Annotated in this window: 14 protein-coding genes; 12 read left to right on the top strand and 2 right to left on the bottom strand. The window is 74.0% G+C overall.

Features of this window, described 5'->3' with window-relative positions; translation table 11 throughout:
- The first annotated feature begins 474 nt into the window (after positions 1-474).
- From kdpF to RKE29_RS04795, 8 genes are all read left to right on the top strand, one after another.
- Entirely contained in the window at positions 475-564 is a 90-nt protein-coding gene (gene kdpF / locus RKE29_RS04760; RefSeq protein ID WP_312003749.1) for a K(+)-transporting ATPase subunit F, read from the top strand.
- A gap of 8 nt (positions 565-572) precedes the next feature.
- On the top strand, positions 573-2,237 hold the full coding sequence (gene kdpA, locus RKE29_RS04765; protein ID WP_312003750.1) for a potassium-transporting ATPase subunit KdpA: 1,665 nt from the start codon (positions 573-575) through the stop codon (positions 2,235-2,237).
- Positions 2,234-4,393, top strand: a complete 2,160-nt coding sequence (kdpB, locus tag RKE29_RS04770; RefSeq protein ID WP_312003751.1) for a potassium-transporting ATPase subunit KdpB — start codon at positions 2,234-2,236, stop codon at positions 4,391-4,393. Before kdpA ends, kdpB begins: the two co-directional genes overlap by 4 nt.
- Positions 4,394-4,399: 6 nt before the next feature.
- The gene (locus RKE29_RS04775; RefSeq protein WP_312003752.1) at positions 4,400-5,026 is read left to right on the top strand and encodes a potassium-transporting ATPase subunit C; all 627 of its coding nucleotides are present in this window, start codon (positions 4,400-4,402) and stop codon (positions 5,024-5,026) included.
- A gap of 168 nt (positions 5,027-5,194) precedes the next feature.
- The gene (locus RKE29_RS04780; protein ID WP_312003754.1) at positions 5,195-7,765 is read left to right on the top strand and encodes an ATP-binding protein; all 2,571 of its coding nucleotides are present in this window, start codon (positions 5,195-5,197) and stop codon (positions 7,763-7,765) included.
- A gap of 89 nt (positions 7,766-7,854) precedes the next feature.
- Complete coding sequence (locus tag RKE29_RS04785; protein WP_312003755.1) at positions 7,855-8,538, top strand: response regulator; 684 nt, start codon at positions 7,855-7,857, stop codon at positions 8,536-8,538.
- 77 nt (positions 8,539-8,615) lie between these two features.
- Positions 8,616-9,014, top strand: a complete 399-nt coding sequence (locus RKE29_RS04790; protein WP_312003756.1) for an OB-fold nucleic acid binding domain-containing protein — start codon at positions 8,616-8,618, stop codon at positions 9,012-9,014.
- 3 nt (positions 9,015-9,017) lie between these two features.
- Complete coding sequence (locus RKE29_RS04795; protein WP_312003757.1) at positions 9,018-9,863, top strand: DUF3159 domain-containing protein; 846 nt, start codon at positions 9,018-9,020, stop codon at positions 9,861-9,863.
- Positions 9,864-10,154: 291 nt separating this feature from the next.
- On the opposite strand, the gene RKE29_RS04800 is transcribed toward RKE29_RS04795, so the two are convergent.
- Together RKE29_RS04800 and RKE29_RS04805 are read right to left on the bottom strand one after the other, a co-directional pair.
- Entirely contained in the window at positions 10,155-10,832 is a 678-nt protein-coding gene (locus RKE29_RS04800) for a TrkA family potassium uptake protein (protein ID WP_312003758.1), read from the bottom strand.
- Entirely contained in the window at positions 10,832-11,497 is a 666-nt protein-coding gene (locus RKE29_RS04805) for a TrkA family potassium uptake protein (RefSeq protein WP_312003759.1), read from the bottom strand. The genes RKE29_RS04800 and RKE29_RS04805 overlap by 1 nt, the downstream gene beginning before the upstream one ends.
- 410 nt (positions 11,498-11,907) lie before the next feature.
- Here RKE29_RS04805 and RKE29_RS04810 point away from each other — a divergent pair, with 410 nt between their 5' ends.
- Genes RKE29_RS04810 through RKE29_RS04825 form a run of 4 tightly spaced genes read left to right on the top strand, consistent with a single transcriptional unit; the run spans position 11,908 to position 14,681 of the window.
- The gene (locus RKE29_RS04810; protein WP_312003760.1) at positions 11,908-13,296 is read left to right on the top strand and encodes an ATP-binding protein; all 1,389 of its coding nucleotides are present in this window, start codon (positions 11,908-11,910) and stop codon (positions 13,294-13,296) included.
- Positions 13,293-13,736 (top strand): roadblock/LC7 domain-containing protein, encoded by a 444-nt coding sequence (locus RKE29_RS04815; protein ID WP_312003761.1) that lies wholly within the window; start codon positions 13,293-13,295, stop codon positions 13,734-13,736. Before RKE29_RS04810 ends, RKE29_RS04815 begins: the two co-directional genes overlap by 4 nt.
- Complete coding sequence (locus RKE29_RS04820) at positions 13,733-14,092, top strand: DUF742 domain-containing protein (RefSeq protein WP_312003762.1); 360 nt, start codon at positions 13,733-13,735, stop codon at positions 14,090-14,092. Before RKE29_RS04815 ends, RKE29_RS04820 begins: the two co-directional genes overlap by 4 nt.
- On the top strand, positions 14,070-14,681 hold the full coding sequence (locus RKE29_RS04825; protein ID WP_312003763.1) for an ATP/GTP-binding protein: 612 nt from the start codon (positions 14,070-14,072) through the stop codon (positions 14,679-14,681). Before RKE29_RS04820 ends, RKE29_RS04825 begins: the two co-directional genes overlap by 23 nt.
- The last annotated feature ends 54 nt before the right edge of the window (positions 14,682-14,735 follow it).

Below are 14,735 nucleotides of genomic sequence, written 5' to 3' on the forward strand. Positions count from 1 at the left end.
CGGACGCCGCCCCGCGCGCGTACGCCCGGCGGCGCGTACGCCCGGCAGGCGCACGCCCGGGACGCGCGCCCGGGCCACCCCGCCGGCCGCGCCGGCGCCCCGCCGCCTGCCCATGGCGCGAACTGATCGATCGAGGCCCAGGGCCGCACTCCCCAGCGGAGTGCGGCCTACCGCTTTTCCGCAGGTGAGGCGCGCGGGACGGGCACGGCCGGGGCCCTGCGTCAGAGATGTGTCAAGAGCGCGCCGATGGCCGTAAAAGAGCCGTCAACGGCAGCGGCGCCGCCCTCCCGCGAGAGGTTTCCTCAAAGGGTCCGTACCCGCACCGCGCGGGCCGGTCCCGCCGACGTGCCACCCGGCCCGCCGGCCCGGCCCCGCCGACCCCAAGGAGCCCACGATGGACGACGTGGCCTTCGTCGCCGTCACCCTGGCGGTGTTCGCCCTGGTGGCCCTCGCCGCCAAGGGAGTGACGAGACTGTGACCGCAGAGAACGTCGCCGGCCTGATCGTGGCCGTGGCCCTGCTGGGCTACCTGGTCCTCGCCCTCGTCTTCCCGGAGAGGTTCTGAGCGACCCGATGAGTCCCGTCCTCGCCGACGTGCTCCAGGTGTCCGTGCTCGTCGCGGCGCTCGTCCTGGTGCACCGTCCCCTCGGCGACTACATGGCCGCCGCCTACACCTCCGGCCGGCATCTACGCGTGGAGCGCTGGATCTACCGCTGTATCGGCGCCGACCCCGACGCCCAGATGCGCTGGCCCGCCTACCTGCGCGGCGTGCTCGCCTTCTCCGCCGTGGGCGTGCTGTTCCTCTACCTGCTGCTGCGCCTCCAGGACCACCTGCCGCTCTCGCTCGGTTTCGCGGCGATCAGCCCGGACCAGGCGTTCAACACCGCCGCGTCCTTCGTGACCAACACCAACTGGCAGTCGTACTCGGGCGAGTCGGCCATGGGCCACCTGGTCCAGACCGGCGGCCTGGCCGTGCAGAACTTCCTGTCGGCGGCCGTCGGCATGGCCGTGGCCGTCGCGCTCGTCCGCGGCTTCGTCCGGCACCGCACCGGCGACCTCGGCAACTTCTGGACCGACCTGGTGCGCGGCACCGTGCGCATCCTGCTGCCGCTGTCCGTGGTCGCCGCGATCCTGCTGGTCGCCGCCGGAGCGGTGCAGAACTTCTCCGACATCCACCACGTCACCACGCTCACCGGCGACCACCAGGCCATCACCGGCGGCAACGTCGCCTCCCAGGAGGCCGTCAAGAACCTGGGCACCAACGGCGGCGGCCCCTACAACGCCAACTCCGCGCACCCGTTCGAGAACCCGACCGGCTTCAGCAACCTGCTGGAGATCTTCCTGATGCTGGTCATCCCGTTCTCGCTGCCGCGCACCTTCGGCCGCATGGTCGGCAGCGTGCGCCAGGGCTACGCGATCGTCGCGGCCATGGCCGTCATCTGGTTCGCCGCCGTCGTCGCCGTCACCGTCCTGGAGTACCGGCACCCCGGCACCGCCGCGCGGCTGGCGGGCGGCGCCATGGAGGGCAAGGAGCAGCGGTTCGGCGAGGGCCCGTCCTCGCTGTTCGCGGTGTCCACGACCATGACCTCCACCGGCGCGGTCGACTCCTTCCACGACTCCTTCGGGGGCTTGAGCGGCGGCGTGCTGCTGCTGGGCATGATGCTCGGCGAGATCGCGCCCGGCGGCGTCGGCTCCGGCCTGTACGGCATGCTGGTCATGGCCGTCATCGCGGTGTTCATCGCGGGCCTGATGGTCGGCCGTACGCCCGAGTACCTGGGCCGGAAGATCGGCCCCCGCGAGATCAAGCTGGCCGCCTGCTACATCCTGGTCACTCCGGCGCTGGTGCTCACCGGCACCGCCGTGGCCATGGCCCTGCCGGACGGCAAGGACGCGATGACCAACATCGGGCCGCACGGCTTCTCCGAGGTGCTGTACGCCTTCACCTCGGCGTCCAACAACAACGGCAGCGCCTTCGCGGGCCTCGGTGCCAACACCGTCTTCTTCAACACCGCCCTCGGCCTGTGCATGCTCGTCGGCCGCTTCCTGCCGATGGTGTTCGTGCTGGCCCTGGCCGGATCGCTGGCCGGACAGCAGCCCGTGCCCGCCACCGCTGGCACCCTGCGCACCGAGAAGCCGCTGTTCACCGGGGTGCTGGTCGGCTCCATCGCGATCGTCACCGGGCTCACCTTCTTCCCGGCGCTCGCGCTCGGCCCCCTGGCGGAAGGACTGGCGGCATGACCACCCGGACCTCGAAGATCACGGAGAGCGCCGGGACCACCGTGCACACCGCCGCCCCGCACGCCCCCTCGCCCGCGCCGCACGACGACCCGCCGGGCGGCCGCGGGAAGGGCGGCGCCCGGGTGGGCGGCGGCCTGTTCGACCCCCGGCAACTGCTCGCCTCGCTGCCGGAGGCGCTGCGCAAGCTCGACCCGCGCGTGCAGGTGAAGTCCCCGGTGATGTTCGTGGTCGAGATCGGCTCGGCGCTGACCACCGCGCTGGCCGTGAAGGACCCCGGCGACTGGTTCGGCTGGGTGATCGCCGCCTGGCTGTGGCTGACCGTGGTGTTCGCCAACCTCGCCGAGGCCGTCGCCGAGGGCCGCGGCAAGGCGCAGGCCGACACCCTGCGCAAGGCCAAGACCGACACCGTCGCCCGGCGGCTGGCCGGCGACGGCGAGGAGCGGGTGCCGGGCACGGACCTGCGCGTCGGCGACCGGGTGGTGTGCGAGGCGGGCGACGTCATCCCCGGCGACGGCGACGTGGCCGAGGGCGTGGCGTCCGTGGACGAGTCCGCCATCACCGGCGAGTCGGCGCCGGTCATCCGCGAGTCGGGCGGCGACCGGTGCGCGGTCACCGGCGGTACGAGGGTGCTGTCCGACCGCATCGTCGTGAAGATCACCGCCAGGCCGGGCGAGACGTTCATCGACCGCATGATCGGCCTGGTGGAGGGCGCCGCCCGGCAGAAGACGCCGAACGAGATCGCGCTGAACATCCTGCTCGCCTCGCTCACCGTCGTCTTCCTGCTCGCCGTCGTCACCCTCCAGCCGTTCGCGGTCTACGCCGGCGCCGAGCAGTCCCTCGTCGTCCTCACCGCGCTGCTGGTCTGCCTGATCCCGACCACCATCGGCGCGCTGCTGTCCGCGATCGGCATCGCGGGCATGGACCGGCTCGTGCAGCGCAACGTCCTGGCCATGTCCGGCCGGGCGGTGGAGGCGGCGGGCGACGTGTCCACGCTGCTGCTGGACAAGACCGGCACCATCACGCTCGGCAACCGGCAGGCCGCGGAGTTCGTGCCCGTCCGCGGCACCACCGCGGCCGAGGTGGCCGACGCCGCCCAGCTGTCCTCGCTGGCCGACGAGACGCCGGAGGGCCGGTCCGTGGTGGTCCTGGCCAAGACGGCGTACGGGCTGCGCGAGCGGCACGGGGGCGAGCTGGCCGGCGCCGCGTGGGTGCCCTTCACCGCCCAGACCCGCATGTCCGGCGTGGACCTGCCGGACACCGGCGTACGCATCCGCAAGGGCGCCGCGGGCGCGGTCCTCGCCTGGGTCGCCGAGCGCGGCGGCGCCGTCGCGCCGGACGCGCGGCAGCTCGCCGACGACATCTCGGCCGCGGGCGGCACGCCGCTGCTGGTCGCCGCCGAGGACGGGGCGGGCGCCCGGGTGCTGGGCGTCATCCACCTCAAGGACGTGGTCAAGGAGGGCATGCGGGAGCGGTTCGAGGAGCTGCGCCGGATGGGCATCCGCACGGTCATGATCACCGGGGACAACCCGCTGACCGCCCGGGCCATCGCCGAGGAGGCCGGCGTGGACGACTTCCTCGCCGAGGCCACGCCCGAGGACAAGATGGCCCTCATCCGGCGCGAGCAGGCCGGCGGCAAGCTCGTGGCCATGACCGGCGACGGCACCAACGACGCCCCGGCGCTGGCGCAGGCGGACGTGGGCGTGGCCATGAACACCGGCACCTCGGCCGCCAAGGAGGCCGGGAACATGGTGGACCTGGACTCCAACCCCACCAAGCTCATCGAGATCGTGGAGATCGGCAAGCAGCTGCTCATCACACGCGGCGCGCTGACCACGTTCTCCATCGCCAACGACGTCGCCAAGTACTTCGCGATCATCCCGGCGATGTTCGCCGCCGCCTACCCCAGCCTCGACAGGCTCAACATCATGCGGCTGGCCTCGGCGGAGTCCGCCATCCTGTCCGCGGTGATCTTCAACGCGCTGGTCATCGTCGCGCTGGTGCCGCTCGCCCTGCGCGGCGTGCGCTACCGGCCGATGACCGCCGACCGGATGCTCCGCCGCAACCTGGCCGTCTACGGCCTCGGCGGCCTGATCGCCCCGTTCATCGGCATCAAACTCATCGACCTGCTCCTCTCGCTGATCCCGGGAATCGGGTGACCTGGCATGAACGCCTCCCTGCGCGGCACCGGCCGCCTGCTCGCCGCCTCCCTGCGCGCCCTGCTCGCCCTCACCGTCGTGTGCGGCGTGCTGTACCCGCTGGCCGTCACCGGCGTGGCCCAGACCGCCTTCCACGACAAGGCCAACGGCTCCCTGGTGGAGGCCGACGGCCGGCAGGTCGGCTCCCGGCTGGTCGGCCAGCGCTACGACCTGCCGCCCGCCAGGGGCGAGCAGGACCCCCGGCCCGACCCCCGCTACTTCCAGGGCCGCCCCTCCCACAGCGGCTACGACCCGCTGGCGACCGGTTCCAGCCAGCTCGGCGCGTCCGACCCCCGGCTGGTGGCGATGGTCCGGGCGGCCCGGAAGCAGGTGGCCGAGTTCAACGGCGTACCGGAGCCGGCGGTGCCCAAGGACGCCGTCACCGGCTCCGCCTCCGCGATCGACCCGGACATCTCCGAGGCGTACGCCCGCTTGCAGACGCGGCGGGTCGCCCGCGCCAACGGCCTGCCCGCCGCCGCCGTCGCGCGGCTGGTGAAGGACCACACCGCAGGCCGTGACCTGGGCTTCCTCGGCGAGCCGCACGTCAACGTGCTGGAGCTGAACATCGCGGTGCGCCGGCTCGCCGAGCGCTGACCGCCCCCGCCCGCCGGACGCGGACGTCCGGCGGGCGGTCCGGGGCCGTACAGTCGGGAGAACGGGGCGTGGGACACGGGAATCGGTCAACGAGCGAAAGCGGTGGTGCGCGGGCGCGCACCCGGATCCGGCAGGGCGGTCTTCCGGCCCGGGCAAGAAAATGGGGCCATGGCACGCGGCAAGTTCCGGATCTACCTGGGCGCGGCACCGGGCGTCGGCAAGACGTACGCGATGCTCTCCGAGGCGCACCGGCGCGTCGAGCGGGGCGCGGACGTCGTCGTCGGCTTCGTGGAGCACCACGGCCGCCCGCGCACCGAGGTCATGCTGCACGGCCTGGAGGAGGTGCCCCGCCGCGAGCTCGCCTACCGGGGCGCCGTCTTCACGGAGATGGACGTGGACGCCGTCCTGGCGCGCCGCCCCGCCGTCGCGCTCGTGGACGAGCTGGCGCACACCAACGTGCCCGGCTCCCGCAACGCCAAGCGGTGGCAGGACGTCGAGGAGCTGCTGCGCGCGGGCGTCGACGTGGTCTCCACGGTCAACATCCAGCACCTGGAATCGCTGGGCGACGTGGTGGAGTCGATAACCGGCGTGCGGCAGCGCGAGACCGTGCCCGACGAGGTGGTCCGCCGCGCCGACCAGATCGAGCTGGTCGACATGTCGCCCCAGGCGCTGCGCCGCCGCATGGCGCACGGCAACATCTACGCCCCCGACAAGATCGACGCCGCCCTGTCCAACTACTTCCGCCCCGGCAACCTCACCGCCCTGCGCGAGCTGGCCCTGCTGTGGACCGCCGACCGGGTCGACGAGTACCTCCAGCAGTACCGCTCCGAGCACAGCATCCGCTCCACCTGGCAGGCCCGCGAGCGGATCGTGGTGGGCCTGACCGGCGGGCCGGAGGGCAGCACCCTCATCCGGCGCGCCGCGCGCATCGCCGCCAAGGGCTCCGGCAGCGAGGTGCTGGCCGTCTACGTCGCGCGCAGCGACGGCCTCACCTCGGCCTCGCCCAAGGAGCTGGCGGTGCAGCGCACCCTCGTGGAGGACCTGGGCGGAACGTTCCACCACGTGATAGGGGAGGACATCCCCCGCGCCCTGCTCGACTTCGCCCGCGGCGTCAACGCCACCCAGATCGTGCTCGGCTCCAGCCGCCGCAGGCCCTGGACCCAGGTCTTCGGACCCGGCGTCGGCGCCACCGTCGCCCGCGAGTCCGGGCCCGACCTCGACGTGCACATCGTCACCCACGAGGCGGTCGCCAAGGGCCGCGGCCTGCCGGTGGCGCGTGGCGCGCGGCTCGGCCGCGCCCGGCGGGCGGCCGGCTGGCTGGTCGGCGTGGCCGGGCCCGCCCTGCTCACCCTGGGCCTGGCCGGCACCGGCACCGGAGGCGGCGACACGGGCCCCGGCTTCGCCAACGAGGTGCTGCTGTTCCTGTTCGTCAACGTGGTGGCGGCGCTGGTCGGCGGCCTGCTGCCGGCCCTCGCCTCGGCCGCGGCCGGCTCGCTGCTGCTGAACTACTACTTCACCCCGCCCACCCACACCTGGACCATCGCCGACCCCGAGAACATCGTCGCTATCGCCGTCTTCGTCGCCGTCGCCGTGTCGGTCGCCTCCGTGGTCGACCTCGCCGCCCGCCGCACCCACCAGGCCGCCCGGCTGCGCGCCGAGTCCGAGGTGCTGTCCTTCCTGGCCGGCAGCGTGCTGCGCGGCGAGACGTCCCTGGAGGCGCTGCTGGAGCGGGTCCGGGAGACCTTCGGCATGGACGCGGTCGCGCTGCTGGAGCGGGAGAGCGACGTCGCCCCGTGGACCCGCGCGGGCAGCGCCGGCGTCACCGGCGGCCCGCCGCCGCCCGGGCGGCCCGAGGACGCCGACGTCGACATGCCCGTCGGCGACCACCTGGCGCTCGCCCTCACCGGCCGGGTGCTGCCCGCCGAGGACCGCCGCGTGCTCGCCGCCTTCGCCGCCCAGGCCGCCGTCGTCCTGGACCGCCAGCGGCTGGTCGGCCAGGCCGAGCGGGCCCGCGAGCTGGCCGAGGGCAACCGCATCCGCACCGCCCTGCTCGCCGCCGTCAGCCACGACCTGCGCACCCCGCTGGCCGCCATCAAGGCCGCCGTCACCTCGCTGCGCTCCGACGACGTCGCCTGGTCGGAGGAGGACGAGGCCGAACTCCTCGCGGCCATCGAGGAGGGCGCCGACCGGCTCGACCACCTGGTCGGCAACCTGCTCGACATGTCCCGCCTCCAGACCGGCACCGTCACCCCCCTCATCCGGGAGATCGACCTGGACGAGGTGGTGCCCATGGCGCTCGGCGGCGTGCCCGAGGGCAGCGCCGCCCTCGACATCCCCGAGGAACTGCCCATGGTCGCCGTCGACCCCGGCCTGCTGGAGCGCAGCGTCGCCAACATCGTGGAGAACGCCGTGAAGTACAGCCCCGACGGCCATCCCGTCCTGGTCTCCGCCAGCGCCCTGGGCGAGCGTGTCGAACTGCGGGTCGCCGACCGCGGCCCCGGCGTCCCCGACAGCGCCAAGGAGCGGATCTTCGAGCCCTTCCAGCGGTACGGCGACGCGCCGCGCGGCGCCGGCGTCGGCCTCGGCCTCGCCGTCGCCCGCGGCTTCGCCGAGGCCATGGGCGGCAGCCTGGAGGCCGAGGACACCCCCGGCGGCGGCATGACCATGGTGCTCACCCTGCGCGCCGCCGCCGGCCGCGGCCCGGCCCGCCCCGAGATACCCGCCCAGGCCACGTCGTGACCGGCGGCGCAAGAACCGCCGGGCACGGCGACCCCGGCACACCCACCAGGTCCCACGGACCCCACCGGAACGGAAAGGCAGGCCGGACCATGACCCGGGTGCTCGTGGTCGACGACGAGCCGCAGATCGTACGCGCCCTCGTGATCAACCTCCGGGCCCGCAAGTACGAGGTCGACGCCGCCGCGGACGGCACCACCGCCCTCCAGCTCGCCGCCGCCCGCCACCCCGACGTGGTCGTGCTCGACCTCGGCCTGCCCGACATGGACGGCGTCGAGGTGATCAAGGGCCTGCGCGGCTGGACCCGGGTCCCGATCCTCGTGCTCTCCGCCCGGCACACCTCCGACGAGAAGGTGGAGGCGCTGGACGCGGGGGCCGACGACTACGTCACCAAGCCCTTCGGCATGGACGAGCTGCTGGCCCGGCTGCGCGCCGCCGTCCGCCGCGCCGAACCCGTCGGCCAGGCCGACGACGCCGTCGTCGTCAGCACCGACAGCTTCACCGTCGACCTCGCGGCCAAGAAGGTGGGGCGCGGCGGCCGGGACGTGCGCCTCACGCCGACCGAGTGGCACCTGCTGGAGGTCCTGGTCCGCAACACCGGCCGCCTGGTCAGCCAGCGCCAGCTGCTCCAGGAGGTGTGGGGCCCGTCGTACGGCACGGAGACCAACTACCTGCGGGTCTACATGGCCCAGCTGCGCCGCAAACTGGAGGCCGACCCCTCCCACCCGCGGCACTTCATAACGGAGCCGGGCATGGGGTACCGGTTCGAGCCGTGAGAGTACGAGCCGTGAGGGGCGAACCGGGGGTCCGCACAAGCGGTGATACGGTCACAGCCGCCCGGTACGCTGGCCGTATGAGTGCCGTATCCCGTGAGACCAAGCCCGTCAGCCGCTTCCGGCGGATGCTCGACCGGCTGTCGAGCTCCCAGGAGGAGCTGCACTCCGCCGAGCTCCAGCAGGACGCGGAGGCCGCGGGCTGCACCAAGATAGGGGACTGCGGCGACCGGCAGATCGTGACCGTCACCGGTACGCTGCGCACGGTCACCCTGCGGCCCCGGGCCGGCGTCCCGGCGCTGGAGGCGGAGCTGTTCGACGGCACCGCTGCCCTGGACGTGGTGTGGCTGGGCCGCCGTTCCATCATCGGAATAGAGCCGGGCCGCAAGCTGATCGCCAGCGGCCGGATCTCCGTGAGCCACGGCCGCCGGGTGCTGTTCAATCCCAAGTACGAGCTTCGACCGCTCGGGCAGGAGTAGCGGGTGACGTCCCACGACAGGCCGGTCCCGGCCGGCGAGGCCGCCGCGGGCGACGCGGCGGGCAGAGCGGCGGCGGACGCCGCGCTCCTGGAGGCGTTCGGCGGGGTGCGGGGCATGGTGGACACCACCGTGCCCGGCCTGGTCTTCGTCCTCCTCTACACGATCGAGCACGAGATCCGCCTCGCCGCCCTGGCGTCGCTCGGCCTGACGCTGCTGCTCGCGCTGGGCCGGCTGGCCCGCCGCGAGACCCTGAAGCACGCCTTCAGCGGCGTCTTCGGCGTCGCCGTCGGCGCGGTCTTCGCGATGGTCTCCGGCGACGCGAAGAACTTCTACCTGCCGGGCATGCTCTACATCCTGGGCCTGGGCGTGGCCTACGTGGTGTCGGCCCTCGTCCGCTTCCCGCTGATCGGTGTGCTGCTCGGTCCCATACTGCGGGAGAACCTCTCCTGGCGCACCCGCAACCCCGGCCGGCTGCGCGCGTACACCCGGGCCACCTGGGCGTGGGGGATCGTCCTGCTGGCCAAGTCGGCGGTCCTCTTCCCGCTCTACTGGTGGGGGGACGCCACCCAGCTCGGCTGGATGCGGATCGCCCTGGGCGTGCCGCCGTTCCTGCTGTGCGTCTACCTGACCTGGATACTGCTGGCCAAGGCCCCGCCGCCGATCGACGTCGTCGCCGAGCTGGAGGCCGCGGAGCGGGCCGAGCGGGAGCGGGCCGAGGGGGCGCGGCGCGAGCAGGCCGCGACCGCGGAGGTCGGGGCCGTCACCGAGCCGCTGCTGGCGGAGTGGACCGACCAGATCGTCCGCGAGGCGGACTCCGAACCGGCCGACCGCCGCCCGCCCGGCACCTGAGCGCGCCGGCGCGCACTGCGGCGCGGCGCCGGCCGTACGGGCCCGCCGCCGCCCGGCGCCCGCCCCGGTGGGGCCCGGCCGGGCGGCCCGCCCTCGCCGTCCGGCGGACGCACCCGGCGGCCGTCCGGTCCGCGGGCCGCCCGCCGCGTACGGGCACAGGCGCGCCGCCCGCGACGTACCGACCAGGCCCGTACGCGGCGGCGCGGCGCACCGCGCACCCCCGGCCGGGTCCGGGCCCGCGCGGCGGGCCGGCAAGCCCCGCGCGCCACGACCGCGCCCGGCCAGGGGGCCTCAGCCCGCCGCGTCCTCCCGCCGTACGGACAGCAGGATCTCCAGCTGCTCCTCGCGCGCCTGCGCCGCCACGAACAGCAGCTCGTCGCCCGCCTCCAGCACGTCGTCGGGGCTGGGCGTCAGCACGCGCGTGCCGCGGATGATGGTGACCAGCGTGGTGTCCTCCGGCCACGCCACGTCGCCCACGCGCGTGCCCGCCAGCGCCGACTCCGGCGGCAGCGTCAGCTCCACCAGGTTCGCGTCGCCGTGGCTGAAGCGCAGCAGCCGCACCAGGTCGCCGACGCTCACGGCCTCCTCCACCAGGGCCGACATCAGGCGCGGCGTGGACACCGCGACGTCCACCCCCCACGACTCGTTGAACAGCCACTCGTTCTTCGGGTTGTTGACCCGGGCGACCACCCGCGGCACGCCGTACTCGGTCTTCGCCAGCAGCGAGACGACCAGGTTGACCTTGTCGTCGCCGGTCGCCGCGATCACCACGTTGCAGCGCTGGAGCGCCGCCTCGTCCAGCGAGGTGATCTCGCACGCGTCCGCCAGCAGCCACTCGGCCTGCGGCACGCGCTCCACCGAGATGGCGGTCGGCGCCTTGTCGACCAGCAGCACCTCGTGCCCGTTCTCCAGCAGCTCGCCCGCGATGGAGCGCCCCACCGCGCCGGCCCCGGCGATCGCGACCCTCATCACGCGCCTCCCTCGGGGCCCTCGTCGAAGGCCGCCTCGACCTTCTCGACCTCGTCGGTGCGCATCACGACGTGCACCAGGTCGCCCTCCTGGAGGACCGTCTGCGAGGTCGGCACCATGGCCTCGCCCAGCCGGGTCAGGAACGCCACCCGCACCCCCGTCTCGTCCTGCAACCTGCTGATCTTGTGTCCGACCCACGCGGGCGAGGTGTGCACCTCCGCCAGCTGGACGCCACCGCTCGGATCGCGCCACAGCGGCTCGGCGCCGGACGGCAGCAGCCGCCGCAGCATCTGGTCGGCCGTCCACCGCACGGTGGCCACGGTCGGGATGCCCAGCCGCTGGTAGACCTCGGCGCGGCGCGGGTCGTAGATGCGGGCCGCGACGTTCTCCACGCCGAACATCTCCCGTGCCACCCGGGCCGCGATGATGTTGGAGTTGTCGCCGCTGCTGACCGCGGCGAAGGCCCCGGCCTCCTCGATGCCCGCCTCGCGGAGGGTGTCCTGGTCGAAGCCGACCCCGGTCACCCGGCGCCCGCCGAAGCCCGCGCCGAGCCGGCGGAAGGCCGTCGGGTCCCGGTCGACCACCGCGACCGTGTGGCCCTGTCGTTCCAGCGTCTGGGCGAGGGCGGCGCCCACCCGGCCGCAGCCCATGATCACGACGTGCATACGCCCCTTACCTCAGCCCTTCCTGTACAGCTGTGACCTGGGCAGACATCGTGCATCACCTTTCCGGGGGACCGTGCCGGGCCGCTTCGAACGGCTCCGGCGTCAACGCTACCGGGCGTACCCGCGCCCGCGCCCACTCCGTTCCCCGCGGGAGGCCGCTTCGCGCGTTAAGAACGCGGTAAGACGGCGTAAGGATCGCGAAGATTCCGTGGCGGGACCCGTCCGGAGGGCTCCGCACGGCGCGGCGGCGAATTTGTGACGGACGTCGGACAGCCGGTCACGGCCGTGGCTAAGATGATCCGCCATATTCCGTTCACGGACAGGACGCGTTCGGCGGGCGGGACTCCGGCACCAGGCGACTGAATCGTTCCTTCCGCCCCCCACGCCCCACCACGGCCCGAGGTTTCCTGATGACACATCACATATTAGAGGCGGTGACCTGGGCGCTGGCCGCCGCCGTCCTCGTGGCCCTGCTGCTCCTGCTGCGCCAGCGGGGGATCGCCGCCCGCGCCCGCCGGCGCGCCGCGGAGCTGGAGGAGGACGTGCGGGCCCGGGACGCGGAGCTGCGCCACCTGGTGGCCGTGCGCCTGCCGGCCGCCGCCGACTCCGTCACCCGCGCCACCCCCGTCCCCGGCCCGCGCGAGGCGGGCCTGGAGGGCAGCACCTACGCGCAGAGCACGCAGGCCGTGCTCGACCTGTTCACCCGCTCCCTGGAGAAGGCCCACGGCCGCGCCGACGTGGCCACCCGGGCCGCGCTGAAGTCCACGATGCGAGCGTTGCAGGGCCTCGCCCACGAGCAGCAGGCGGCCATCTCCGCCATGCAGGAGCGGCACGACGACCCCGACGTCCTCCAGGACCTGCTGGAGATCGACCACACCAACTCCCAGTTCGGCCGGCGCGCCCAGGCCATCTCCGTGCTGTGCGGCTCCTGGCCCGGCCGCCAGCGGGCCGTCTCCTCGCTGATCGAGGTGGTGCGCGGGGCGACCTCCCGGATCCGCGACTACCGGCGCGTACGGGTGCACAGCGAGATCGACATCGCCGTCACCAGCCGGGCCGTCGAGCCGGTGGTGCTCACCGTCGCCGAGCTGCTGGACAACGCCGCCCGCCACTCCCAGCCCAACACCACCGTCGAGGTCCAGTGCCGGCCGGTGCACAACGGCGCGTGCGTGATCGTCGACGACGCGGGCGTGGGCCTCGGGGAGCAGGACATGCGGCGGGCCGCCGAGCTGCTGTCCGGCGAGCGGCCCGTGGACGTCTCCCGGCTGGGGGATCCGCCGCAGTTCGGCTTCGCCGCCATCGGCGTGCTGGCCGCGCGCTACGGCTTCACCGTCTCGGTGGACACCCGCTCGCCGTACGGGGGCGCGCGGGCCGTCGTCTTCCTGCCCAGCGCCCTGCTCACGCCCTTCGGCGCCGACGGGCCCTCGGTCTGGCCGACCCGCCGGCCGCCCGGCGCGCCGCGCAGCCACGCCGGGCGGGAGCGGCCCGTGCTCTCGCCGCTGGCCCACCCCGCCGTGGACGACGAGGAGGAGGACGACGTCTTCCCGCGCGCGCCCGGGCGGCCGTACGAGTCGACCGCGGGCGGCCTGCCCAAGCGCCGCCGCAGACCGCGCCACGGGCGGGACCCGGGCGGCCACGCCCGGCCGGGAGCGGAGGAGGGGGAGCCTTCGGGCGCCTACCGCGTCCGGTCGGCGGAGGAGGCCGCCCAGCGCATGGGCGCCTTCGCGCGCGGCACCCGGTCCGGCCGGGCCGCCGCCGAGGACCCCGCTCACCACCACGACGAAGGGAACCACGAGGCATGACCGACCACGTGACCACCACCACGACGGACAACGGGCTGGGCTGGATGCTCGACGAGGTGGTGCGGGTCCCCGAGGCGCGCCACGCCATCCTGCTGTCGGCGGACGGGATGCTGCGCGCCTACTCCGAGGGCATCCACCGGGACGAGGCCGAGCGGCAGGCCGCCGCCCTGTCGGGGCTCCAGTCGATCAGCCGCAGCACCGCCGAGTTCTGCGAGGGGGAGGAGAGCCCCTGGCAGCAGACCCTCGTGGAGTTCGCGGGCGGGTACGTCTTCCTCATCGCCGCGGGCCCCGGCGCGTACCTCGCGCTGTCCGCCACCGCCGAGGTGGACATGGAGGCCATCACCTACCGGATGCAGAAGCTGGTCGACCGGCTCGGCCGGGAGCTGACCGCCCCGCCGCGCCAGGACCTCAGCCGCCAGGGCATAGGCAGTCCGGTATGAGCCGCTCACCGTGGTACGAGCGGGGCCTGGTCCGCCCGTACGTGGTGACCGACGGCCGCGCCCACCCCAGCCGCAACACCCTGGACCTGGTCACCCTGGTCGTCGGGCAGCGCGACCGGCCGCTGGCCGGCCTCAGCCCGGAGAAGCGCGAGGTGATGGAGCTGTGCCTGGGCGGGCCGCTGTCCGTGGCCGAGGTCGCCGGGCGGCTGCGGCTGCCCGTCAGCGTCGTACGGGTGCTGATCGGCGACCTGGTGGACAGCGGGCACATCACCGCGCGGTCCCCCGTCCCCCCGGCCGACCTGCCCGAGACCCGGCTCCTTCAGGAGGTGCTCGATGGACTCCGTGCTCGCCTCTGAGGACGCGGTCTACCTGCCCCAGACCGTGCGCGCGGCGGTGAAACTGCTGATCGTCGGGCACTTCGCCGTCGGCAAGACGACCCTGGTCGGCACCCTGTCGGAGATCGAGCCGCTGCGCACCGAGGAGACGATGACCCAGGCGGGCAGTTACGTCGACGACCTGTCCGGCACCGAGGAGAAGACGACGACCACCGTCGCCATGGACTTCGGCCGGCTCACCCTCAGCGACTCCCTGGTGCTGTACCTGTTCGGCGCGCCGGGCCAGCAGCGGTTCACCCGGCTGTGGCAGGACATGGCCCAGGGCGCGCTCGGCGCGCTGGTGCTCGCCGACACCCGCCGCCTGGAGCGGTCCTTCGACGTGATGGGCCTGCTGGAGGACCACGACCTGCCGTACGCGGTGGCCGTCAACCTCTTCGACGGCGCCCCCCGCTACCCCGAGGAGGAGGTCCGCGAGGCCCTCGACCTGCTGCCCGACACGCCGCTGGTCACCTGCGACGCCCGCGACCGGACCTCCTCCACGCACGCCCTCATTTCCCTGGTCCAGTACCTCCAGACCCACCCCTCCCGCGCCCGCCAGGAGCCCGCGTGACCCACCGCCCCGACCCCGGCGGCCCGCCGCCCGGCTGTCCCGCGCACACCGCCA

The sequence above is a fragment of the Streptomyces sp. B1866 genome (genome assembly GCF_031932565.1).
GTDB lineage: Bacteria > Actinomycetota > Actinomycetes > Streptomycetales > Streptomycetaceae > Streptomyces.